This is a genomic window from Bacillus sp. EU52 (assembly GCF_037964975.1).
In the GTDB taxonomy this organism is placed as follows: domain Bacteria; phylum Bacillota; class Bacilli; order Bacillales; family Bacillaceae; genus Bacillus; species Bacillus subtilis.
In genome coordinates, this window is record NZ_CP150177.1 from 3,578,397 (window position 1) to 3,600,969 (window position 22,573).

Genomic DNA, 22,573 nt, shown 5'->3' on the forward strand with positions numbered 1-22,573 from the left:
AACATCCTTTTCCATCTACGATTATACAACGTTGAAACCGCATTTCTCCAGCTTTTCACGTGACATAATTCGACATTTTTTTACAAAACGAAATGTTACTCTTTTTTATGTAAGCGCTATATTTACTGTGTTGACAGCGCTGTCTCATTTTCTCTTATTCGTGCAGTCACGTAACCTCGCATAAAAAAATCCCGCAAAAGGCGTGCGGGATTTTTATGTTGCATATCCATTTTTAATATGAGAAATCAAATTTTCAAGCATTTCCTTCGTCGTCATCTCAGATGACTGCTCACCAATTTCATGTGCATGCATCAAAATTTTCAGAAATTCTTCTTGATTCAATTTCTTTTCACTCATCTTTTTTTTCCTTTCAGCTTCCATTAAGTTGAAAACACGATTATTATATGATGCTGGTTATCAATTTGCAATCTCTAATACATCATTCGACACATCCCATTTTTTATGTCCTTTTTTAGGAAAAACTTTTTAAGGCCGATGTGTTGCGATATAATAGAGAAATTGGATCTTTTTATTACGTGACTCGGTTAGGAGCGATAATCATGCTTCAGAATATGATTTCCAAAGACGATGTGCTGGCATCTGCTGAACAGTTAAAAGAACTTCTTCCTTACAATGAGGAAAATGTTCAGCTGATCAAAAAAGCCCTTATTTTATATCGGCAGGATTCAGTCTATCGTTTACAAGCAGTGAGTCCGACGGAAGTTACGGCTTACGTGCAGGATGTTGTGCCTGTGCGGGTCACATTGAACTTGTTTGTCATAGTCAAAAGCGGCTGTTCATGTCCGTCCGGAAGAATCTGCCGCCATATGCTGGCTGTGTTTTTATATGTATATGCAATGTTCGAGCGAGTGGGTACTTTTACAGAGTATTGGCTGGAGAGGGAAAAGCTTGAGGAAAGCAAAGAGCTCGTCCGCCGCCAGTTTCAGGAAAAGGTGCTGCCTAATGAAGAATCGCTTTCAAGCTGGCTTGCTTTTTTTGATTCAGAGTTTTCTCTCTGGCAGGCACGTACGCCAGAAGGCAGCCAAAACATGCAGGGCCTCTATTACGGCTACCTGTCCGCATTAAAAAAACATGCGCCGAACAAGCCGGAGCTGAAAAGCCTGTATCAGATTCATTCCGCGATTGCGGTTTGGCTTCGCATGTTCACATTGATTGAAGCGGGCAAGCTAAACCCCGAACAAGATTTTTATTCCCTCAATCCGTACGTTGAACAGCTGATGGATACAATCTACAGCTCTATTGATAAATTAAAAACGTACGCGCTGTCTTTTGCGCTTGATCCGTTTTTGGATAAAACACCGGATGTTATCCGACCTTTGCTGTTGAAAGAAGAAATTTTCCAATATGAACGCATCCGCGTCTTCGGTGAAATTTGGAGTGCGCTGCTGTCGCGGCCAAAATGGGTGGCACGCGAACAGGAGATATTGAAAAAAGAAGCAGGACGGCGTTTTTCTCCCGAATTGCAATTCGGGCGCCTGCATTTGGAATTCCTGCAAAAGAATGATGACGTTATTTTTGCGGAAGCGGATCAATTCCCACCGGAAGCGCTCCCTTATACGTTCCAATGGCTGAGTGAAATGACTGCCAAGAAGGACTGGAAACGGCTTAAAACATGGTACCAGCAAATTGAGCCAATTGCGATGGGTTATACGAAGCTGGATAAGCCGTTTAAAGAGATTCGCGATGTGATCGGCGAGCTGTTCCTTCTGTTGAATGCCTATGTGCAGCAAACCAATGATCAAGCGCTGTTTGAGCGCTTTGCCGCGGGCTGTCTGCCGTATACGTTCACAGAATACAGCCATCATTTATATGAAAAAAAACGCTATGCCGAGTGGATTGAAATTCATAGCCTTGTCGGCTTTTCCATCAATGAAATGGATAAAATGATGCTCAAGGAAATTGCAGCGAGCGACCCTGAGGCGCTTATACCGGCTTACCATAGAGAAGTGGCTTTTTTCATTGATCAGAAGAACCGCAACTCGTACAAGGAAGCCGCCCGGTATTTGAAAAAATTGCGCACCCTGTACAAAAAAGCGAAAAAGCAGAAGGTGTGGGAGCGGTATATTCAGCTGCTGAGCTCGCATTACAAGCGCCTGCGTGCGCTTCAAGAAGAACTGCAGAAAGGAAAGTTGATTGATGGCGAGTCTTAAAGAAATTCTCATCCACGTCGAACAAATGGAAGATGGGTCATTTACGCTCTCAGCCTTTGATGAAAATGAGCAGCCTCTTCCCTACAGCCATATGAAAAAGCATTTGTTCCAATGGCATGAATCCTCATTTTACGGAACCTTTCTAGAGGATGTCAGCTTCATCGGGACGACTGCTGTCCTGCTATCGCCATGGATGACTGTAGAGCTTCTCGGCAAAAACTCGTTCAACTCATTCAGCTCCGTGCAGCTTACAGAAGAAACGGAGCCGCTGATCGAGGCGGCATCGACCATCTATGAATTTATCGCAGACGGCGATTTTATGCCTGACTATGACGCATGGACAAACGGTGTTTTTCGCTGGAAGGACCGCGATAATATATTAGAAGGCTTTACTGCGGAATGGTTTTCCTCTGCCGTACAGGATTACATCCAATACGACGATGACCTGCGGGAGAAATGGGAACATATCAAGGAGAAATCGCCTGCGGTTACGTCATTCCGCGGCCATTTTCTTGATGAAGAGGATTTTCTGGAAGGCATTGGCTGGATTGACGACCAATCTCCATTTACTGTCGGCTTGCGCTTAAATGAACCGGACTTTGACGGAGACGAATGGAAGATCGAGATGTTTTTACGCGATAAAAAGAGCGGCGCTGTAGAATTCTTTGACGGACTGAAAAGCCTCAAAAAATCGTGGCAGGCGTACAGCGATAAAATCGCGCGTGAGCAGGACCGCTTTCACAGAACGGTTCCGTGGCTGTCGTTTGATGCCGGGACAACGCTGATCTCGGAGGAAGAAGCCTGGATCTTCCTGTCAGAAGCAAGTGAGACGCTTGTCGATATGGGGGTAGAAATCCTCCTGCCGTCCTGGTGGCAGATTGTCAGAGACAGCAACATGATGCTGAAAGCAAAGGTGTCGTCCTCCCCGCGCGGCGAGTCATTTGTCGGCATGAATGCACTGCTTGATTTCAACTGGCGGTTTGCGACAAATGGAATTGAACTGACTGAGGCTGAATTTAATGAGCTTGTCGCCAGCAACAGGCGCCTTGTTAATATCCGCGGGCAATGGGTTAAAATCGATCCGCAGTTTATCAAACAGATGAAACGCCTGATGGAAAAAGCAGAATCAGAGGGACTCCACATGTCTGATATTCTGGCACGCGAGCTAATGGATCAGCAGGAGGGCGGACTTGAGGATTCGGATCTGATTGATACATCCGCTTTCGCCGGCATTCAGTTTGATCTGTCTAAACAGCTCAGGTCACTGATTCGAAAGCTCACTGCCGCGGAAAACCTGCCGGAGCACGAAGTCAGTCCTTCTTTCAAAGGAACGCTCCGCCCTTATCAGAAATACGGCATGAACTGGCTGCTGTTTCTGCGGGAAAGCGGTTTTGGCGCCTGTCTAGCTGACGATATGGGGCTTGGGAAAACGATTCAAATGATCGCCTATTTCCTTCACGTGAAGGAAAGCGGCCGGCAAAAAACGCCTCATTTGATTATTGCGCCGACATCCGTACTTGGCAACTGGCAGCGGGAGCTTCAAACCTTTGCACCTGATCTGTCTGTCGCGCTCCATTATGGGCCGCGCCGGCCAAAGGGTGATGATTTCGCCGCGCATTATGAAAACGCAGACGTGGTGCTCACTTCATATGGACTGTCACATGCCGATACTGAAGAGCTTTCTTCTGTGACATGGAACACGATCTGCCTTGATGAAGCGCAAAATATTAAAAACGCGCATACGAAGCAATCACGCGCAATCAGGAAGCTGAAGGGGCTTCACCATATCGCGCTGAGCGGCACGCCGATGGAAAACCGACTGACTGAGCTGTGGTCTATTTTTGACTTCATGAATAAAGGCTACCTCGGCAGTTTGACCGGCTTCCATAAACGCTATGTGCTGCCGATCGAAAAAGACCGGGACGAAAAGAGAATCGGACAGCTTCAGCAATTAATCCGGCCATTCCTTCTCCGCCGGACGAAACGGGATGAAGAGGTCGCGCTTAATCTTCCTGAGAAGCTGGAAGAAAAAGAATTTATCCCGCTGTCAGCCGAGCAGGCATCCCTTTATGAGCAGCTCGTCAAAGACACTTTTGACCATATGACATCCCTGACCGGCATGCAGCGAAAAGCGCTGATCCTCAGCATGCTTGGACGGCTCAAGCAAATATGCGATCATCCCGCGCTTTATTTAAAGGAAGAGCAAACCGAGCTGCTGGCCGGCAGATCAGTCAAGCTCGAAAAATTGCTGGAACTGATGACAGCGATTCGCGCCCAAAACGAAAGCTGCCTGATTTTCACGCAATACATTCAGATGGGGAACATGATGAAGCGGCTGCTTGAAAAAACGTTCGGGGAACCTGTGCAATTTTTAAATGGGAGTCTCTCTAAGCAAGAGCGGGATACACTCGTTGAGAAATTTCAAAGGAAAGAATATCCGACACTGATTCTTTCACTCAAAGCTGGAGGCACCGGACTTAATTTAACCGCCGCCAATCACGTCATCCATTATGACAGATGGTGGAACCCGGCGGTTGAAAATCAAGCGACTGACCGTGCATACCGCATAGGCCAGGAGCGCTTTGTCCACGTTCATAAAATGATTACGACGGGAACAATCGAAGAAAAAATTGATGTCATGCTTGAATCCAAGCAAACCCTGAACGATCAAATTATCCAAAGTGAAAACTGGATTACCGAGCTTTCCACACAGGAGCTCGAAGAACTGTTTACATTAAGCGCTACAGCGCAATAATCATGACTAAAAAAGCTGGCTCTAAAAGAGCCAGCTTTTTTCCGTTCATAGCCGTCACGCCGAATTTCCAAAAAATCCGTTACGCCGGTTATCAACAGAATGCGCTTTTGGAGCAGCACATATACCTACATCAAATGTTTCATCATATGTGCGACACCATGTTCGTCATTGGTTAAGGTGACCGCATCGGCTATCGATTTGATATCTTCCCGGGCATTGCCCATCGCTACACCTTTTCCCGCAGCCTCCAGCATCGATTTGTCATTTAAACTGTCACCTACAGCAGCGGTTTCCTCGAGCGGAATATTCAGCTGTTTTGCAAGCCTCTTCAGCGCCTGCCCCTTGGAAGCTTTGCGGGAAGAAAGCTCAAAGTTGTGCTCAGCCGAACTGACAAGCGTCAAATCTTCGGCATGCTCATATCTTTTCCAGCCTGCCTCAAGCTTTTCTTTGAAGAAAGAAAAGCCGAGAATATTGTAAAAATCGATTGGCTGATCGGCTTCAAACAGCTCTTGAAAGGAGTTAATGTAAGCAAAGCCCGATTGGCTGTATTGCACCTCGGCCGCCTGCTTAAGGACAGAAAGATCCGCTTCCGGATTTGCGCTTCTGAATCTGTCCAGCTCAACATCAAGAAGTTCTCTGCCGTTTTGAGGCGTATAAATCGCTGAACCTGTGAATACCTCATAATAATAGTTTTCCGACTCAAGCCATGAGAGAATGTCATACGCCCGTTTCGTATCAATCGTTTCGTGATGATAAAGCATGCCGTCGGGATCGTGAATGACGGCGCCGTTTGCACTGATGACCCATGTTTTGATCCCCAGCGGTTCAAAGATTGACATGACGTCAAAATGAGCGCGCCCAGTTGACACCACCACCTCAATACCGTTCCGCTGCGCCTGCCGCAGTGCGTTTTCATTTTCCAAGCTTACCTGATGCTTGCTGTTGAGTAAGGTTCCATCTAAATCAATCGCAATTAATTTCACGTTTGTCAGTCCTTTCCTTCATCCTGTTCTGTCACGAGAAGCTCAACGCCGTTTCGGTCAAGCAAGTCACAAAATGCCTGATTCGGCAGCCTGTCTGTAATCAAAAGGTCGATTTCATTCAGCTCCGCATACTGATAAAAACTGGTGCTGCCCAGCTTCGAATGATCTGCAAGCGCGATGACTTGCTTTGCCTGCTGTATCATTTTCCGCTTCACCATGCCATCCTCTTCATGCGCAATTGTAATGCCATGTTCGGAAATACCGACCACACCAATCAGCGCTTTATCAACATGGTAGCTTGAGAGCTTTTCAATCACAGAGGACCCGTACAGAAAGCGGTGCTCCTTTTCCAGCTTGCCTCCCAGCAGATAAATTTCAATTCCCTCTTTATCGGACAGCACATCCGCAAGATTAATCGAATTGGTGATTACCGTACAATCAACCGCATTCAAATGCTTTGCACATGCCTGAACAGTTGTAGAGGCGTCTAAAATCACCCGGTCACCATCATGAATAAGCGATGCTGCAAGCCTGCCGATCTTATTTTTTTCCTCAGACACTGTTTTCAGGCGGCCGGAATAGCTTTGAATTTTCTGATGCACAGTCGGTAAAATGGCGCCGCCTCTTGTGCGGATGATGGCATTCTGTTCCTCAAGTTTCACAAGATCTCGTCGCGCTGTATCCCTTGACACTTGCAGGAGCGTACAGATCTGCTCCGTTGTAATTCGGTTATGCTGTTTTAAAAAATCCAAAATCGCTACTAATCTTTCTTCTTGGTACACGCCCTCATTCCTTTTCTCAGCAATCATTTATAAGTAATTATAAGTTTTTGTTTAATTTTATTCAACATTAATAAGTGATTTTAAGTAAAAATGCGTCGAGAGAACCAATTTTTCCTAAGTAGACAAAAAGAAAGAACCAGTCTGGTCGACTGGTCAATTTTGAGGGGATGATGCGAAGATCCGGATAATAGTGAATGGATAGATAACGGGAGGAGCAGGGGGTGTCAATCAGCAGCTTTTTCCCGGGGTTTAGGGTCCATAAAACGAACAGTGTCAGCCAACACTTCTGTTACATACACGTTAACGCCTTCCGCGTTTTCATAGCTTCTTGTCTGAATCCGTCCGCTTACGCCGACGAGAGAACCTTTTTGGCAATACAACGCCGTGTTTTCAGCTGTTTTTCTCCAAAGTGTGCAATTGACGTAATCAGCTTCGATTTCACCTGAAGCATTCTTGAAGCTGCGGTTCACCGCGAGCGTAACATGTGCAACTGCCGCACCGGCTGAAGTGTAGCGAAGATCAGGATCTTTTGTAAGACGTCCGACAAGCATGACCTGATTGAACATGCGATTCCTCCTCTCCTTGCGGTTGTATGTATTGTAAATGATGCAACAAGAAAAGAAAAACGCTTAAAAATGGCTTTCAGCCTCTGTTTTTATCTTTCGTTTTCATTTTTCCTTCAGCTAAAAACATCTTTTGCTTTTTTCCTTTGAAGAAATATGTACTTTTTAAAAAACGGAAAAAGATTTGCTTTGTCAGCCAGTTTTGCGTATTCATGCGCACATAGGAAGAGCCATCCCACGCAAACCACTGAAAGCTCAATTTTTTTTCCGGCATTGACAGCTTGATTTTATACTGCTCCATGCCATCTTGTGTTTCGTATAAAAAACTTATTCTTCCTTTTTTGTTCAGATGAACCTCAAACACTTCTTTACGGCTTAACATATATGTTACTTCCTTTTGAATCAAATGGCTTTCAGAAGGAGCGCCGTCAATATAAATTTCTTTTAAACGAAATTGATTCATACCACATCTCTCCGTAATCCATAGTCAGTTACAGTATAATGAAAAAATAGAAATTATTAAATGTTTCGCTCATACAAAATTCTTTAGCCCCAGCATTGCAGGATTTTTTCCTCGAAAACGTTTATGTTATAATGGAAGGCAAGAAAACTTTGGAAGTAATCGGGGTGAGAAGAAATGAAAACCTTTAAACTGGTTGACCTGAATGTGGAACGAGTGGACAAGGAAGAACAATCAATCGAACAGTTTCCCCTTATTGACGGACTGATTATAAATAAAGAAGACGGTGAAAATCACTGGCTGATTGAGGCGCTTGTACAGAAAGAACATATGTCTTTTTTTGAACAGCTTCAAAACAGCCAATCTGAAGCCAAAGTATTTGTAACGATCACGAAAAAAAGCAATCGCCCCGCCCAGCTGACAGCAGCAGTGAAAAATATCGTCAAGCTGGAAGAAAGCATCCAGGTTTTACTCTACGGACAAATGGTCACAAGAAAACAGCAGGGCACTGAAACCATTCTCGAGTCCCTTGTAAAAGAGGGCTATACAGGAACAAAACTCATTGAGGCATTTAAGCAAAAATTATAAATATGAGGGGGCATGTTCCCCAAAACAGACACAGAACCGAAGAACATCACAATAGACATTTTGAATAGATATGTTCTGCATGAAAAAAGCTGCCGTTTTGAACGGCAGCTTTTCTTTTCGTGCTTTCTCTCTTGCATATTTAATTTGTATGGCCAAAAGAATCAACCAATTCCCCTTTCACAACAAGGCGCCCTTCAGTTTTGACCGCCTTGTCACATGTGATTAACGTAATCTCTTTTTTGTTCGTCTCCTCAATTACATCTGCACCCATTTCCGATATGATGTCTTTAGATGTTACAGAATAGATATAATCCTTTTTAAAATCCGTGATGACAATTTGGGCACCTGTTTTTATGTTTTCCAGAGGTCCGAACAGAAGATTCTTTTGCTTCAAATGATGGCCCGCCAACGGATAATTTCCCTCACCCATTTTTTGATCCGGGCGCATTGTTGCCGCCCCTATCAAAAGATTTTCATTGGTTGTGCCTTTTACGATCGGAAGCTCCAGATCGACACTTTTAATTGTTATCCGCCGCCTTGATTGTGAAGTGAATCACGTGCTTTCGACGTTCTCCACTTGATTGGAATGCTTTAATGGCGATCCCGGCATCTGTAGCTTCAGGCTTTCCTTCAGAGGAATCAGAAATCTCAAACTCTATTTTCTCAGTGTTCAGCACATAACCGACTGGCGCTTTCGTTTCAACAAAAGCGTATTGTCCCGGTGCAAGGCCTGAAGCTGTGACTTGATGATGCCGGATATGACTGGTTTCGAAGTCTGTATGAAAATTCGCGAACGATTCAGCATGGTTGATCTTCCGGTTCTGATCATTACAGCTGCCATTATCGCCCATGACAAATACAAGGCTTTTCATGCCGGAGCGAATGACATTTTGCAAAAACCTTATCATTACTCTGAATTTATGGTGCGTATTCAAAACCTGATCATGATGAAACATACAGCAAATCAAGCAACTAGAATGGAAATGGCGTTTCTCCAGTCGCAAATCAAGCCTCATTTTCTTTATAATGTATTAAACACGATTATTTCTCTCACTCATTTGGATATTGAAAAGGCCCGGGAGGTAACAGAGGAATTTACCAACTATTTAAGAATGAGTTTTGACTTTCAAAATACATCAGCCATCAGTTCCTTCAGACATGAGCTTTCGATTATCAATTCCTATCTTTCTATAGAAAAGACGCGATTCGGTAATCGGCTTGAGGTTCTTTTCGATATAGATGAAGACATTGACTTTATCCTTCCGCCTTTAATGATTCAGCCCTTGGTGGAAAATGCCGTTCTTCATGGTGTCAGCAAGAAAAGAGGCGGAGGATGGATCAAACTGACAGCTAAAAAACAAAGCAAAAATGAGTATCACATCAAAGTAGAGGATAACGGTCCCGGGATAACTCCGGAAAAACAAATAGATCTCTTATCAACGGATTTTGATCGCAGCGTCGGATTGAAAAATATCAATCAGCGGCTGAAACATTTTTGCGGAAGCGAGTTGATGATCAGCAGCACTCCGGATGCAGGCACCTCTGTCTCAATGCTCATTCATCTCGCTGAAACAACAGGAAGCCCTAAAGAACTGAAGGACACAGAACGAACCTAAACGAAAATTGAGATAAAAAAAGACGCCGTTTCTAACGGCATCTTTTTTATTCCGGCGACTTTGCTTGCTGCTTCAGCAGGTCTCTGATTTCTTTCAGCAGCTCCTCCTGCGCATCCACCGCTTCCTCCGCAGCCTCTTCTTCTGCTGCTTCTTTTTTGCGCCTTAACCCATTCAAAGTCCGAATGACGATAAAAATGGAGAACGATATAATTAAGAAGTTCACAATCGTCTGTATAAAGCTGCCATACTTCACTACAGCATCGCCAAACGTAAACGACAGGCCTGAAAAGTCAAGCCCTCCCAGCAGCAAACCGACCAAAGGCATAATGATATCATTTACTAGAGATGTGACGATCTTTCCGAAAGCGCCGCCTATCACAACACCAATCGCAAGGTCTACGATATTCCCCCGCATGGCAAAGGCTTTAAATTCATTCCACATACAATCACCTGCTTTTCTATATTTGTAAAGAAAAAAAGACAAATGTGCCGCTGGCCATCTGCCTTTTTTCAATTATTCTCCGAGGGCAAAAGTCAGTTCTACTTCGCAAACGACTTCGCCATCAACTGTGGCAACGCCTTTTCCGCGCCCGATTGTGCCGCGGGCACGAATGATTTCAACCTCAAGGTGAAGCTGGTCACCAGGCTTGACTTGTTTTTTAAAGCGGCAGTTATCAATGCCTGCAAAAAAAGCCAGTCTGCCGCGGTTTTCTTCTTTAATCAACATCGCAACAGCTCCGACTTGAGCGAGTGCTTCTACGATTAATACGCCGGGCATAACTGGGTACTGAGGAAAATGTCCGTTAAAGAACTCTTCATTAGCGGTTACATTTTTATAGCCTTTTGCCCGTTTGCCCTCTTCAACTTCCGTAATCCGATCCACAAGCAAAAACGGATAACGGTGAGGAATAATTTCTTTAATTTGCTGAGTATCAAGCATTGTCTTGACATCTCCTTCATCTGCATTAGTATGTATAGCAATCATCAAAGATCCAATCTGTACATTTGAAAAGTATATTATGAATTAATCTCTTTTTCAACCGCGCTAAAATGTAACCAACTGTCAATGAGAGCCGTCAAAAGTTATGATATGATAATTATAGATTTTACCAATAGCAAAGAGGTAGGAAAATGATTTCGAAGTTTATTGAAAAAAGAATGCTAAACATGTTAGACGAGTGGTATTCCGCAATGAGCAAACGCAAAATGAATCACGTTTGCACACTGAAAGAGAAAATTGACCAGCACCTTCCGAAGATCAAAAAGAACACAAAACTTTGGATGCGTTATCAATTGTTTCAGGCCCGCCATCAGCTGCTTTTTGAAAACCAGAACGGACTCGATTCATTGTTCGATGACCTATATGGCCTGGAAGACAAAATGGATGATGAATTGAAATATTATCTGTATTTTTTCTCTGGGTTATATGAGATGGTAAAAACAGCTCCGAAACATGCAGTACATCATTTTAAAAAAGCTGAACAGTACCTGGCCGCCATTCACAATACGTTTGAAGCCGCTGATTTATATTATCAAACCGCCGGCGCCTATTACTTGATGAAATCACCGCCGCTTTCCGTCCAATACGTCAAAAAGGCATTACACATCTATTTGCACCAATTCGGCTATATCAAAAAGGTAATCACCTGTAAACTTTTGCTCGCCGTAAATTATATTGATCAAGAACGCTATGAAAAAGCTGAACAGCTTTTCAAAGAAATCATTAAGAAAACCCAGCAACTACATGACGAAAACCTGCTATGCCACGCTTATTATAACCTTGGCTTTTTAAAAGCGACCGAGAAAAAAGACCAGGAAGCGCTTCTTTACTTTAGAAAAGTATTAAAGAATCAAGAATTTGAAATGAATTCACCAGTCTCATATCTTCATTGTGTGTACGAGTCTGTCAGAGCGCTTTTTAAAACAGGGAACATCACAGAAGCTAAAGCCGTCCTTCAAAAAGGAAAAGAATTATCTGAAAAGGTAGACATTCAAACCATTTATTTAAAATTAAAAACGCTTGAAGCCCTCTACACATCAGCAGAAGACCCTTATGAGCAGTTGCTCGAATATGTGCTTGAATTAGAAAAAATCGAGGCGTGGGTGGATTTAGAAGTGCTGTTAGAAGATATTACGGAATACTACAAAAAAAAGGACGATTTCGAAAAAGCCGCTTTTTTTATCATGCGCGGCTGATTGAAAAACGCCCATTTTCTTATTATCTGACTGAATTGATTAAACCGAGCATTTGATCTCCCATTGTGATCGTTCTGCTGTTCAGCTGATATGAACGCTGGGACGTGATCAAATCTGTCATTTGTTCTGAAATATCGACATTGGACATCTCAAGTGAGCCCTGCTGCATGCCGATGTTTTGTCTATTAGCGCCGTTCAGCTCTTCAAAAGCTGCCGCATTATCAATAGAGAAAAGGTTATTCCCTTCGGATTTCAGCTCTTGAGGGTTATTCACTTGGACAACGCCAAGATTAAACCGCTGAACCGCGTTTCCGTCAGATGCGGTTAAGGTGCCGTTCTTATTGATGGTGATATTCTTCATTGAGCTGTCGATGTTCACTGTATTGCCGTTCTCATCAAGTACGGGATACCCATTTCCAGTGACGAGCTGCAGCTGGTTGGCATTCGCAGCGGACGGCGTTACATACAGCGCCCCGTCCCTCGTATACTGGCGGTTTCCATTTACATTTACCTGAAGATACTGGTATGGAGACGTAAATGCGATATCCAGATCGCGATCGGTCTTCTGAATGCTTCCTTGATCAGAGACCAGGCGTGAATTCATCATCGCTCCGACGCCAAGGCGCAAGCCGGGCGGCGTTTTTCGGGCTTTTGCCACTTCCTCGTTTTTTTCATCAACCTGATCGAATTGCTGTCTGACAAGCTCAGAAAAATTCGTATCTTTTGCCTTATAGCCGGTTGTGTTGCTGTTTGAAAGGTTGCTGCTGATTGTGTCAATCTGCTGCTGCAGCTGGTTTAAGGTTGTTGATGCCGTTAGCATTGACCTGAGCATAGTTGATGTCCCCCGTTTTTTCTTCCGTTATCTTAAATTTTTCCAATTTCATTTGCTGCTTTATCCATACTTTTATCGTAAGCCTGAATAACCTTCTGATTCGCCTCAAACGATCTGTACGCTTCAGTCATTTCTGTATAGGCGCTTGTCACATCCACGTTTGAAAGCTCTGAGACGCCTTGTTTTAATGAATAGGATACCTGATTATTTCCGGCTGCGCTTGGCAGATCATTACCGTCCGCCGTGCTGTACAAATCATTTCCGTCCCGTTTGAGATTGCGGACATCTTCCGCCATTCTGACATCAATCTGGCCGGCTGTGCGTCCGTTCGTTGTCACAGTACCGTTTTCAGACACAGTAAAATTCTCATTATCAACAGTGATTGGCTGGCGATCCGTCGATAAAATAGGGCGTCCGTTGATCGTCAGCTGGTTGTTCTCATTTAGTGAAAATGTGCTGCTTTTTGAATAACGGATTCCATCCGCTGTTTGAACCGGATAAAAAAGAGCAGCTTTTTCATTGGTTTCCGCATTCATCGGAACTTGATTTTCGATCAATGCAATGTCTGTAGGCTGGTCTGTGGACTTCAGGCTTCCCTGTGTAAAGAGAGGCTTGAGCTCCTGCATATATACTCCGGTATTCACGGAACCGATTTCCGTCCTTGATGTCCCGGCCGGAGATTTTGATTCTATTCTGCTGAGCAGCATCTCAGGGAACGCGCGCATAGAGCCTTGATCAGCTTTATATCCTGATGTATTTGCGTTAGCAATATTATTTGAAAGCATTTCCGTTCTTCGCTGCTGGGCAATCATTGCGGATGTTGCTGTATATAATCCTTTTAACAAATTTCCCACCTCTAAAAATGGCATTTTTTCCAGTTGTCATATAGGAACGTTCGTTCTATAATAAAAACTCAGTATTTTATCCTATTATCGTCATTTAACATCTTTTCGTGAAGGCTTTTTCATAAAAAAACCTCATTCTTTTTCAGAATGAGGTTTGTGAAATCAGCTTAGTTTGCGTTTAGGAAGCTTGTCCATATTATCAAGCATGACACCTGTGCCGATGGCTACGCAATCCATAGGATTTTCAGCAACAAGGACCGGTACCTTCAGCTCTTCAGCAAGCAGCTGGTCAAGGCCGTTTAAGAGCGCGCCTCCGCCGGTAATAATAACGCCGCGGTCAATAATATCAGCAGAAAGTTCAGGCGGTGTTCTTTCGAGTACTTGTTTCGCAGCCTGAACAATAACAGCGACAGATTCACGAAGGGCTTCTTCAACTTCTTTACTGTTTACTGTAATTGTTCTTGGAAGACCGGAAACCATGTCCCGTCCGCGAATGGAAATTTCCTCGTGACGTGCGTCTGGGAAAACAGTTGCGACTTTAATCTTAATATCCTCCGCAGTACGTTCACCGATCAGCAGCTTGTACTCGCGTTTGATATAATTTAAGATTTCCATGTCAAACTTGTCCCCAGCCATTTTAATAGAAGAGGAGGTGACAATATCGCCCATTGAAATAACCGCGATATCCGTCGTCCCGCCTCCGATGTCTACAACCATGTTACCGCTTGGCTGGAATATTTCCATACCCGCGCCGATAGCGGCAACTTTAGGTTCTTCTTCAAGGTACACATGTTTCCCGCCGCTTTTTTCTGCAGCTTCTTTGATTGCTTTTTGCTCAACGGATGTAATATTCGTCGGGCAGCAAATGAGCATGCGCGGCTTTGAGAACAGGCCTTTTACATTCAGCTTGTTAATAAAATGTTTCAGCATTGCTTCTGTTACTTCAAAGTCAGCAATAACTCCGTCTTTCAGCGGGCGAATCGCAACAATATTCCCAGGTGTACGTCCAACCATTCGTCTTGCCTCTTCGCCAACCGCCAGCACTTTGCCGCTGTTTTTATCAAGTGCAACAACGGAAGGTTCATTCAGAACAATTCCTTTACCTTTAACATGGATCAGTACATTTGCAGTACCGAGGTCAATACCAATATCCCTTGCAAACATCTATTTATATCCTCCTTGAAAATCTGTTTCACAGTAAATATCCACATTGTGCCCTAATTATATATATTATCATAAAATATAGAAAAAAAGTTGGAAGCACAATAAGTTCTTTACAAATTTTTGCGGATGTTTTATGAACGATTTCAAGAAGGCAATGCCAGGTGATTACGATTGCTGAACAGGCTCTCCTTCGAGAATTTCATCTTTTTTATATTTGAGCTTTGTCGCTTCTCCTCCTCTTAAATGCCTGATGGATTTATGATAATCGAGTATTTCTTTCACTTCGTTTGCCAAGTCGGGGTTAATTTCAGGCAGACGCTCTGTTAAATCCTTGTGTACTGTACTTTTGGAAACACCAAATTCCTTCGCAATGACACGAACGGTTTTCTTTGTCTCCACGATGTACTTCCCTATCTTGATTGTTCGCTCTTTGATGTAATCGTGCACACCACTCGACCTCCCTAAAATGGATGTGAGAAGTGTGAAATGAGATCCGTATTCTGTAAAGAGTCGTTCATTATGCCGCTTCTTCGTTGTATGGTTTTAAAAGTAAGTTTGTGAAATATGCCCACGATCCCTCACCTCAAACACTCTCTTTGTTAGGTTTGTAACAGTGTATTAGCATTCTTTTGGGAATATGCTAAAAACTCAATAAGGACAAGGGGTGAAACGAACTTTTTCAGATTCAGCAAACTATTTCGCGTCACTAAATTTTCATCTTTACAACTATTGATCGCTCCTGTAAAATGAAATAAGCAATTAGTTACTTAGGTAAGTTTTTTAGAAGGAGACCGACATGTCCTACGTCAACAGACACCTCATTCATCAAATCAACCAAAGCGCCCGCCTGATTGCCAAGAAAGCCAATGAACAGCTAGAGCCATTCGGCCTTTATTCATCCCAATGGTCAGTTTTATATTGTTTGCGTACGATCGGACCAATGACTCAAAAAGAGATTTGGTCCTATTTAAATGTGGAAGCGCCGACTGTGACTCGGACGATCAAACGCCTGGAGGAGAACGGCTGGGTTCAGAGACGGCAAGGTGAAGACAAACGGGAAAAACTTGTTGTCCTCACAAAAGAAGCCGAGAAAAAATACGAAGAAATCAATGTGAAAATGCTGAAATTCGAGGAAGAGCTGCTTGCTGATTTCCGGGATGAAGACAAAGAAGCTTTTTCTCATTTATTCCGCATGTTTTTACAACAATGAAAATAAGGAAGTGACATACATTTGAAAAAAGCGGATGCGATATGGACCAAGGATTTTATTATGGTCCTGCTTGTCAATTTATTTGTGTTTGTGTTCTTTTATACATTTTTAACTGTATTGCCGATCTATACGCTGCAAGAGCTTGGCGGCACAGAATCACAAGGCGGGCTTTTAATCAGCCTGTTCCTTCTGTCTGCGATCATTACACGGCCTTTCTCCGGAGCCATCGTTGAGCGTTTCGGGAAGAAAAGAATGGCGATTGTATCAATGGCGCTCTTCGCCCTATCATCTTTTCTGTATATGCCGATTCATAACTTTTCCCTGCTGCTCGGATTGCGGTTCTTCCAAGGAATTTGGTTCAGCATTTTAACGACTGTTACAGGTGCAATTGCCGCTGATATTATTCCAGCCAAACGGCGCGGTGAAGGGCTTGGATACTTTGCCATGTCTATGAACCTCGCTATGGCGATCGGACCTTTCCTTGGTCTGAATTTGATGAGAGTGGTAAGCTTTCCTGTATTCTTTACAGCCTTTGCGCTGTTTATGGTTGCGGGCTTACTTGTTTCGTTCTTGATAAAAGTGCCGCAAAGTAAGGACAGCGGTACGACTGTATTCCGTTTTGCGTTCTCGGATATGTTTGAAAAGGGCGCACTCAAAATTGCGACGGTCGGTTTGTTTATTTCTTTCTGTTATTCAACAGTCACATCATATCTGTCTGTATTCGCCAAATCAGTTGACCTTTCGGATATCAGCGGATATTTCTTTGTTTGTTTTGCGGTGACAATGATGATTGCACGCCCGTTCACAGGGAAATTGTTCGACAAAGTCGGACCGGGCATTGTCATTTATCCATCAATCCTGATTTTCTCTGTCGGACTCTGCATGCTGTCCTTCACACATAGCGGCTTAATGCTTCTGCTTTCAGGGGCGGTTATCGGTCTTGGCTACGGATCAATCGTTCCTTGCATGCAAACATTGGCGATTCAGAAATCTCCGGCTCACCGCTCCGGTTTTGCGACGGCAACGTTCTTTACCTTCTTTGACAGCGGAATTGCTGTAGGATCGTATGTATTCGGATTGTTTGTAGCATCTGCCGGCTTCTCTGCCATTTATTTAACAGCGGGGCTGTTCGTTTTAATTGCTCTGCTTCTCTACACGTGGAGCCAGAAAAAACCTGCTGAGGCTGAAGGAAAAGTGTCTATTGCAGAATAACTTGTCAGACTGCCGGGAAATCCCGGCAGTCTTTTTTCCATTAAAACACGGCGCCCTCTCGGTTGAACGAGAGAACGCCGCTTATAGCAATTATTCAATGACAGGCCGCGCAGGTGAATCAGGATCTAACGAAAAATCATAGGACGCTTCATCACGAAACATCGGATCGGCATATATGGATTGTTGATCGTTTTTTGTTGCTTTTCGATACGAAGAAAATGAATCATATTCTTTCTTTTTCCACATCCATATGCCGTCTTGATCCGCTTCCTTGTGGTACACGTTATGATTGACCGTATTACCTTCGTTTTCTGTAAAGTCGTTTCCGATAAATAATCTGGAATCACCGGCCGTCAATATATTCTTTTCAATTGTGTTGTTTTTCGTATCGTACTGCAGCAGCAGCTGTCCGCCGTACAGTCCCTTTGTGTCATTCCGGTACATAATATTGCGGGCAATCAGAGAATTGCTGGTGCCGCCCCGCTTTTTGTCATATCCTCCGATTGAAATACCGGTGTACGCATTGTTGTACACTTTGTTGTCTGTGATCTGAATGGCATTTGCATACTTTCCTTTGTGTTCAGACGTTGCTTCAATCCCAATATCGTTATCGTAAACTGTGTTGTTCTTAATTTCGATATCGTGTCCTCCATCGACATAAATCCCGCCCGCTGAGTATTCATCTCCATAAGCAGGATTGCCGTAAGTCGAGTTTTGATAAACTGTATTGTTTTCTACGACTCCGTTTCGCACGTAATCGTTTTTATCCGCGGTTCCCTCATAACCAATTAGATCAATCCCGATGTTATTATTGTTGCGGACCACATTGCCTGCAACTGTGAAGCCGTCGATATTACCGTTCAGCACAACTGCTTCACTCGCTCCAAGCGTCAGTTTCTCAACTGTATTGTCCTCGATTCGGATGTCTTTCATGCTGCCAGTCCCATAAACTGCGATTCCGTGAGCATTTCCTTCATCCGCTGTTGTCTTAATCCCCCGGATGTGATTATCCTTAATGGCGATATGACTGCTGGACCCTGATACATAAATCCCTATAGCAGTTGCTTCCTCAGATGAAACAGAAAGATCTTGAATTGTTAAACCGCTGATGGCAATGTCATGTTTATCGTGAATACGAATAAGCGGTGTTTCATATTCAGCGTTCGCAACGGATTCACCGCTAATCACGACGTTTTCATTTTCATAGTTTCGGAATGTGATAGGCTTTCCGTCCGTACCGCTGTGCTTTACATCAAGGGTCTCATGATACGTGCCCTCCCGAATCATGACAGTTGTGCCGGCAGCAGCCTTCTCAGATGCGTGTGCCAATGTACGAAACGGCTTTTCTTTTGTTCCTTCATTTTGATCACTGCCATTTGGCGAAACATACAGATAATCCCCAGATCCTTCCTCATTCGCTTTTGTCTTATCATAAACGAAAGCGAGGATGACAGACGTTAAAACACCCGCCAAAAGAATAAAATACCATTTTCTCATTTTCGATTCCCATTTCGTTTTAGAATAGATTTCTAAAACCATTATAAATGTTCTATTTATGGAAAACCATTTCAAAAATATGAAAATATACCGTCTAAATAGATCTTATTCAGCCTGGCGGACCTGCGCATGTTCAACTGTTTCAATTGCCAATGATGCAGGCGGGTGAACACGCATCAGAACAATGTAGAAAAGAAAGGAAATCAGCACACCTACAAACCAAGAAATATCGTATAAGCTCTTCAATACAGGAACATACATGCCAATCAGCGAAATCAGCGCTCCTAACATTGTGGCTGCAAACGCACGGTAATTGTAGCCCTTCCAATACACATACCGTCCTGTTTCGGAATACAGGTCATCTACCGAGAGCTCACGTTTGCGAATGATAAAATAGTCGGCCATCATCACGCCTGCCACCGGTCCAAGCATGCCGCCTATTAAGCCAAGAAACGCATACACGCTTGTCGCGCTCTCCATCAGCTTCCACGGAACCGTAAATAAAGCGAGCAACGCTGTGATAAAGCTGCCACGTTTGAAATTGATATATTTCGGCAGGGCATTCGCTATATCATAAGCGGGTGATACGATATTCGCCGCGACATTTACAGAGATCGTGGCGATGCAGAGTGTGATCACGGACAAGACGATGACATAAGGGTTATCAAACCGCGCCAAAATATCGACAACATCCCAAATCGGCTCTCCGAACGCGACCTGCGAGCCGGAGGTCACCGTAATACTTGCGAATGCGAACAGCGCAAACGTTCCCGGCAAACCGTAAAATTGTCCTTTGATTTGCTCTTTTTGTGTTTCAGCAAACCGTGTAAAATCAGGTATATTTAAGATCAATGTCGCCCAGATGCCGATGATGCCAGTAACTCCGGCAGCAAACGGCCAGAATGTTTCTGAAAACGTATGAAACTTTCCTGGTTGAGAGTATATCGGGCCCAATCCTCCGGCAATATCAACGGCCCACCATACCATGCCGCCAAATACCAGATACACTAAAGGCCCTGCCCACACCTCAAAACGTTTAATCGACTCCATGCCGTGATGCAATACAAGTAAATGAATGGCCCAAAAGAATACAAAGGAAAGCAAACCAGACAAGTGAATGCCGAGAAAGTTCCACTCGCCGCCAATTTCTCCCCAGCCTGGCCACATATTCAAAAGCAAAATGTTCAGTGCCGTGCTACCCGCAAAGGTCTGGATGCCAAGCCACATGATAGCTGTAAACGCCCTTAGAAGCGCGGGGATATTCGCGCCGTATATCCCGTAAGAAGCCCGAATGATCACGGGAAACGGCAGCCCGTATTTTGTCCCCGCATGGCCGTTTAAGGCAAGAGCGCCAAATAGGATAAGTGATGCCGTAATAATGATCGCCAGCACCTGCCAAGGCGAAAGGCCGATCGCAATTAATCCTCCCACCGTCGCGTAGGTCGGTATGTTATGTATACATCCCATCCAAATGGAGGCAAAGTTCATTGCTTTCCACGTCCGTTTTTCCTGTCCCAAAGGCACCAGATCTTCATTTCTCAGCCTGTTGGATTGCTGCTGACTCTCTTTTAATTTCATAGCCGGCTCCCCTTTCCATATTGTCTATATGTCGTCATATGTTATGTTTTTTGACATTAGATGTCACTTAATATAATTGAAAAGTCAGACAATAACACTGGCTATGATATACAATTTTCCCGTTTGTATTTGAACAGCTTAAACAAGAAAAAGAGACAGACCTCAGAGCCCGTCTCTTTCTTAAGATGCAGTTTTCATTAATGCAGCAAATCTCACAGCCATTAACAGGCTTGCTCCGCCCGCTATGATCATAATGATTCCCATCATATCAAAATGGGCTGCCGTGATTTCTTTACCAAAAAGAATGCCAAGGATCACCGAAGACAAAATCGATCCTAGGTAACGGCAGGTTTGAAACAGGCCTGAAGTCGTTCCTACCATGTTGGAAGGACTCGTTTTCAGCATCGCTGCCTGAAGCGCGACATTGCCCAGTCCGTAGCCTATACCCAGGAGCGACAGAATGAGCCCTTTACCAATGGTCTGGACATTGATAAAAAAGATGGTTAAGAGCACGGCTCCAGCCGTCATCAAAAGCGCTCCCGCAAAGATTGGCTTGACGACACCAGATCGGTCGATCCATTTGCCAGTTAGAGGTGACACAACGATGCTCATTCCAGACATAAACAGCATAAACAGGCCGCTCGTTTGAACAGAAAGATGCATTTCATCCTGAAAGTAACTTGGCAGACCAAAAAATAAACAATAGAAGAAAACATTCAATAAAATAAACTGAACATACACGGCTGACAGGTTTCGCTGTGTTTTAAACAGACGGACATCAATAAACGGGTTATCCGTTTTCAGCTCGCGCCAGACAAACGCACAGAGCAGAAGCAAGCCAAGCACACCTTCAACCGCATGCGGCGACGTGCTGAACGACAGCAAAAAGGATAGAAGGAAAATGATTCCCCCGGCAAATAAAACAATTCCAAGAATGTCGAGCTGCCGAATAATGATTTTGATTCCTGCCCCTTTTTTCTGATCTTTCGGGAACATATACAGGCCCAATAAGAAGCTGAGGATAATAAACGGCAAATTAACGATAAAGATCGCCGGCCAGCCTCCCCATACAATCAAAAACCCGCCGACTGTCGGCCCCAGCGCCGTCATGGCGGACGCAAAAATAGAGAGTACAGCCAAGGCTGAAGCTTGGCGCTCATGAATATGATTCCGAATCAAGCCGACACCTGACGGATAAATCGCACTGCTCCCCACCGATTGAAACAGCCGCATGACCAATAATGTCATAAACGTCGGCGCAAACGGCGCCCCGATGGCAGAAACCGCAACAAGAATAAGCCCGAATAAAAACAAGCGTTTCCGCCCAATCAAATCACCGAGCTTTCCCGTTACGGGCTGCGCTACGGCACTCGCCAAGTAAAACGAGGAAATCAGCCAGGAAACCGTTGTAAACGAGAGGTGAAACTCATGCTGGATGCTATGGAGCGCAAGAGAGATCATAGACGAGTTCAGCGGATTCAGCATTGTTCCCGAAGCCACCGCTGTTAAAAAAACAGCCCGGCTTTTTTTCGATAACATCATTTCACTTGTTCCAGAAACTCTTCCGTTGTCCGCGATTTACCGATTCTCGGGAAAATAAAGCGCAGTGTGGCTTCATGCTCTTCATCGCTAAATGTGGACATGGCATCTGTAATAAAAATCTGCTGATAGCCAAGCTGAAATGCCTCCCGTGCTGTGCTTTCCACCCCGATATTCGTTGCGATGCCGCACAATACAATCGTATCACTGCCGCGACGTCTCAGCTGCAAGTCTAAATCTGTGCCAAAAAAAGCACCCCATTGCCGTTTTGTCACAGTATAATCGCCATCCTGCACACCGATTTCCGGAACAAATTCGGCCCAGTCCGCCGGCATTCCCCCTGAACCTCCCTGCGAAGGCTCATCCGTTTGCGGCTTCAGGGCGTCCGCTCCATCATGAAAGGCTACATTTACAAAGCTGATGAACCCGTTATGTTTCCGAAATTCATCTACGAGCTTTCTCGCGTTCGGGACAACCTGGCCGCTTTGATCAATCGGCACAATCCCCTTTTGTAAATCAATGATAACCAATGCTGTTTTTTGAAAATCAATGTTGAGTGTATTCATCATACGTCTCCTCCTG

24 protein-coding genes and 1 pseudogene are annotated in these 22,573 nt (G+C 44.2%); 7 read left to right on the forward strand and 18 right to left on the reverse strand.

What is annotated here, in order from left to right; genetic code table 11:
• Nucleotides 1–213: 213 nt before the first annotated feature.
• Complete coding sequence (locus NSU05_RS18335) at nucleotides 214–357, reverse strand: hypothetical protein (protein ID WP_003242876.1); 144 nt, start codon at nucleotides 355–357, stop codon at nucleotides 214–216.
• Between the two features lie 203 nt (nucleotides 358–560).
• Between NSU05_RS18335 and NSU05_RS18340 the strand changes: the two genes are divergently transcribed.
• Together NSU05_RS18340 and NSU05_RS18345 are read left to right on the forward strand one after the other, a co-directional pair.
• Nucleotides 561–2,171 (forward strand): SWIM zinc finger family protein, encoded by a 1,611-nt coding sequence (locus tag NSU05_RS18340; RefSeq protein WP_038429758.1) that lies wholly within the window; start codon nucleotides 561–563, stop codon nucleotides 2,169–2,171.
• On the forward strand, nucleotides 2,158–4,926 hold the full coding sequence (locus NSU05_RS18345; protein ID WP_038429759.1) for a DEAD/DEAH box helicase: 2,769 nt from the start codon (nucleotides 2,158–2,160) through the stop codon (nucleotides 4,924–4,926). Before NSU05_RS18340 ends, NSU05_RS18345 begins: the two co-directional genes overlap by 14 nt.
• Nucleotides 4,927–5,051: 125 nt before the next feature.
• Here the strand turns inward: NSU05_RS18345 and ywpJ are convergent, their stop codons facing one another.
• The 4 genes from ywpJ to ywpG all read right to left on the reverse strand — a co-directional run bounded on the left by ywpJ (nucleotide 5,052) and on the right by ywpG (nucleotide 7,717).
• Nucleotides 5,052–5,909 (reverse strand): phosphatase YwpJ, encoded by an 858-nt coding sequence (gene ywpJ, locus NSU05_RS18350; RefSeq protein ID WP_038429760.1) that lies wholly within the window; start codon nucleotides 5,907–5,909, stop codon nucleotides 5,052–5,054.
• Between the two features lie 5 nt (nucleotides 5,910–5,914).
• Entirely contained in the window at nucleotides 5,915–6,691 is a 777-nt protein-coding gene (glcR, locus tag NSU05_RS18355; protein WP_003244075.1) for a transcriptional regulator GlcR, read from the reverse strand.
• Between the two features lie 224 nt (nucleotides 6,692–6,915).
• A complete protein-coding gene (ssbB, locus tag NSU05_RS18360) occupies nucleotides 6,916–7,257 on the reverse strand; it encodes a single-stranded DNA-binding protein SsbB (protein WP_014478203.1) in 342 nt (113 codons plus the stop codon).
• Nucleotides 7,258–7,333: 76 nt separating this feature from the next.
• A complete protein-coding gene (gene ywpG / locus NSU05_RS18365) occupies nucleotides 7,334–7,717 on the reverse strand; it encodes a DynA interaction protein YwpG (protein WP_014478204.1) in 384 nt (127 codons plus the stop codon).
• Between the two features lie 174 nt (nucleotides 7,718–7,891).
• Between ywpG and NSU05_RS18370 the strand changes: the two genes are divergently transcribed.
• Nucleotides 7,892–8,302: a YwpF-like family protein gene (locus tag NSU05_RS18370; protein ID WP_015251046.1), complete on the forward strand. Its 411-nt coding sequence runs from the start codon at nucleotides 7,892–7,894 to the stop codon at nucleotides 8,300–8,302.
• Between the two features lie 139 nt (nucleotides 8,303–8,441).
• Here the strand turns inward: NSU05_RS18370 and NSU05_RS18375 are convergent.
• Together NSU05_RS18375 and NSU05_RS18380 are read right to left on the reverse strand one after the other, a co-directional pair.
• A pseudogene (locus NSU05_RS18375) lies at nucleotides 8,442–8,834 on the reverse strand (class A sortase); the annotation flags it as partial.
• Nucleotides 8,821–9,198 (reverse strand): prealbumin-like fold domain-containing protein, encoded by a 378-nt coding sequence (locus tag NSU05_RS18380; RefSeq protein WP_250540523.1) that lies wholly within the window; start codon nucleotides 9,196–9,198, stop codon nucleotides 8,821–8,823. The gene NSU05_RS18380 and the pseudogene NSU05_RS18375, both read right to left, overlap by 14 nt.
• Here NSU05_RS18380 and NSU05_RS18385 point away from each other — a divergent pair.
• Nucleotides 9,082–9,918 (forward strand): histidine kinase, encoded by an 837-nt coding sequence (locus NSU05_RS18385; protein WP_038430054.1) that lies wholly within the window; start codon nucleotides 9,082–9,084, stop codon nucleotides 9,916–9,918. The genes NSU05_RS18380 and NSU05_RS18385 overlap by 117 nt on opposite strands.
• A 46-nt stretch (nucleotides 9,919–9,964) precedes the next feature.
• On the opposite strand, the gene mscL is transcribed toward NSU05_RS18385, so the two are convergent.
• The gene (gene mscL, locus NSU05_RS18390; protein ID WP_021445844.1) at nucleotides 9,965–10,360 is read right to left on the reverse strand and encodes a large conductance mechanosensitive channel protein MscL; all 396 of its coding nucleotides are present in this window, start codon (nucleotides 10,358–10,360) and stop codon (nucleotides 9,965–9,967) included.
• 72 nt (nucleotides 10,361–10,432) lie between these two features.
• A complete protein-coding gene (gene fabZ / locus NSU05_RS18395; RefSeq protein WP_003221796.1) occupies nucleotides 10,433–10,858 on the reverse strand; it encodes a 3-hydroxyacyl-ACP dehydratase FabZ in 426 nt (141 codons plus the stop codon).
• Between the two features lie 191 nt (nucleotides 10,859–11,049).
• On the opposite strand from fabZ, the gene rapD reads away from it, so the two are divergent.
• Nucleotides 11,050–12,114, forward strand: a complete 1,065-nt coding sequence (rapD, locus tag NSU05_RS18400) for an aspartate phosphatase RapD (RefSeq protein WP_029318731.1) — start codon at nucleotides 11,050–11,052, stop codon at nucleotides 12,112–12,114.
• A gap of 22 nt (nucleotides 12,115–12,136) precedes the next feature.
• On the opposite strand, the gene flhP is transcribed toward rapD, so the two are convergent.
• From flhP to NSU05_RS18425, 5 genes are all read right to left on the reverse strand, one after another.
• Nucleotides 12,137–12,946: a flagellar hook-basal body complex protein FlhP gene (gene flhP, locus NSU05_RS18405; RefSeq protein WP_014478212.1), complete on the reverse strand. Its 810-nt coding sequence runs from the start codon at nucleotides 12,944–12,946 to the stop codon at nucleotides 12,137–12,139.
• A gap of 32 nt (nucleotides 12,947–12,978) precedes the next feature.
• Complete coding sequence (flhO, locus tag NSU05_RS18410; RefSeq protein ID WP_015251036.1) at nucleotides 12,979–13,791, reverse strand: flagellar hook-basal body complex protein FlhO; 813 nt, start codon at nucleotides 13,789–13,791, stop codon at nucleotides 12,979–12,981.
• A 162-nt stretch (nucleotides 13,792–13,953) separates the two neighbouring features.
• Complete coding sequence (gene mbl / locus NSU05_RS18415) at nucleotides 13,954–14,955, reverse strand: cell shape-determining protein Mbl (protein ID WP_003227776.1); 1,002 nt, start codon at nucleotides 14,953–14,955, stop codon at nucleotides 13,954–13,956.
• Between the two features lie 165 nt (nucleotides 14,956–15,120).
• Nucleotides 15,121–15,402, reverse strand: coding sequence for a sporulation transcriptional regulator SpoIIID (gene spoIIID / locus NSU05_RS18420; RefSeq protein ID WP_003221804.1), 282 nt, complete (start codon nucleotides 15,400–15,402; stop codon nucleotides 15,121–15,123).
• 14 nt (nucleotides 15,403–15,416) lie between these two features.
• Nucleotides 15,417–15,527, reverse strand: coding sequence for a protein usd (locus NSU05_RS18425; RefSeq protein ID WP_010886628.1), 111 nt, complete (start codon nucleotides 15,525–15,527; stop codon nucleotides 15,417–15,419).
• Nucleotides 15,528–15,751: 224 nt separating this feature from the next.
• Between NSU05_RS18425 and NSU05_RS18430 the strand changes: the two genes are divergently transcribed.
• Both NSU05_RS18430 and NSU05_RS18435 read left to right on the forward strand, forming a co-directional pair.
• Nucleotides 15,752–16,165 (forward strand): MarR family transcriptional regulator, encoded by a 414-nt coding sequence (locus NSU05_RS18430; RefSeq protein WP_003227771.1) that lies wholly within the window; start codon nucleotides 15,752–15,754, stop codon nucleotides 16,163–16,165.
• A gap of 21 nt (nucleotides 16,166–16,186) precedes the next feature.
• The gene (locus tag NSU05_RS18435) at nucleotides 16,187–17,377 is read left to right on the forward strand and encodes an MFS transporter (RefSeq protein WP_003227769.1); all 1,191 of its coding nucleotides are present in this window, start codon (nucleotides 16,187–16,189) and stop codon (nucleotides 17,375–17,377) included.
• A gap of 90 nt (nucleotides 17,378–17,467) precedes the next feature.
• Here NSU05_RS18435 and NSU05_RS18440 read toward each other — a convergent pair whose 3' ends face one another.
• From NSU05_RS18440 to NSU05_RS18455, 4 genes are all read right to left on the reverse strand, one after another.
• Nucleotides 17,468–18,874: a right-handed parallel beta-helix repeat-containing protein gene (locus NSU05_RS18440; RefSeq protein ID WP_003243080.1), complete on the reverse strand. Its 1,407-nt coding sequence runs from the start codon at nucleotides 18,872–18,874 to the stop codon at nucleotides 17,468–17,470.
• A gap of 105 nt (nucleotides 18,875–18,979) precedes the next feature.
• Nucleotides 18,980–20,452, reverse strand: coding sequence for an allantoin permease (gene pucI / locus NSU05_RS18445; protein ID WP_038429762.1), 1,473 nt, complete (start codon nucleotides 20,450–20,452; stop codon nucleotides 18,980–18,982).
• Between the two features lie 180 nt (nucleotides 20,453–20,632).
• Nucleotides 20,633–21,991, reverse strand: a complete 1,359-nt coding sequence (locus tag NSU05_RS18450; protein ID WP_038430055.1) for an MFS transporter — start codon at nucleotides 21,989–21,991, stop codon at nucleotides 20,633–20,635.
• Nucleotides 21,991–22,560: an isochorismatase family protein gene (locus tag NSU05_RS18455; protein ID WP_339204224.1), complete on the reverse strand. Its 570-nt coding sequence runs from the start codon at nucleotides 22,558–22,560 to the stop codon at nucleotides 21,991–21,993. Before NSU05_RS18455 ends, NSU05_RS18450 begins: the two co-directional genes overlap by 1 nt.
• Nucleotides 22,561–22,573: the final 13 nt, after the last annotated feature.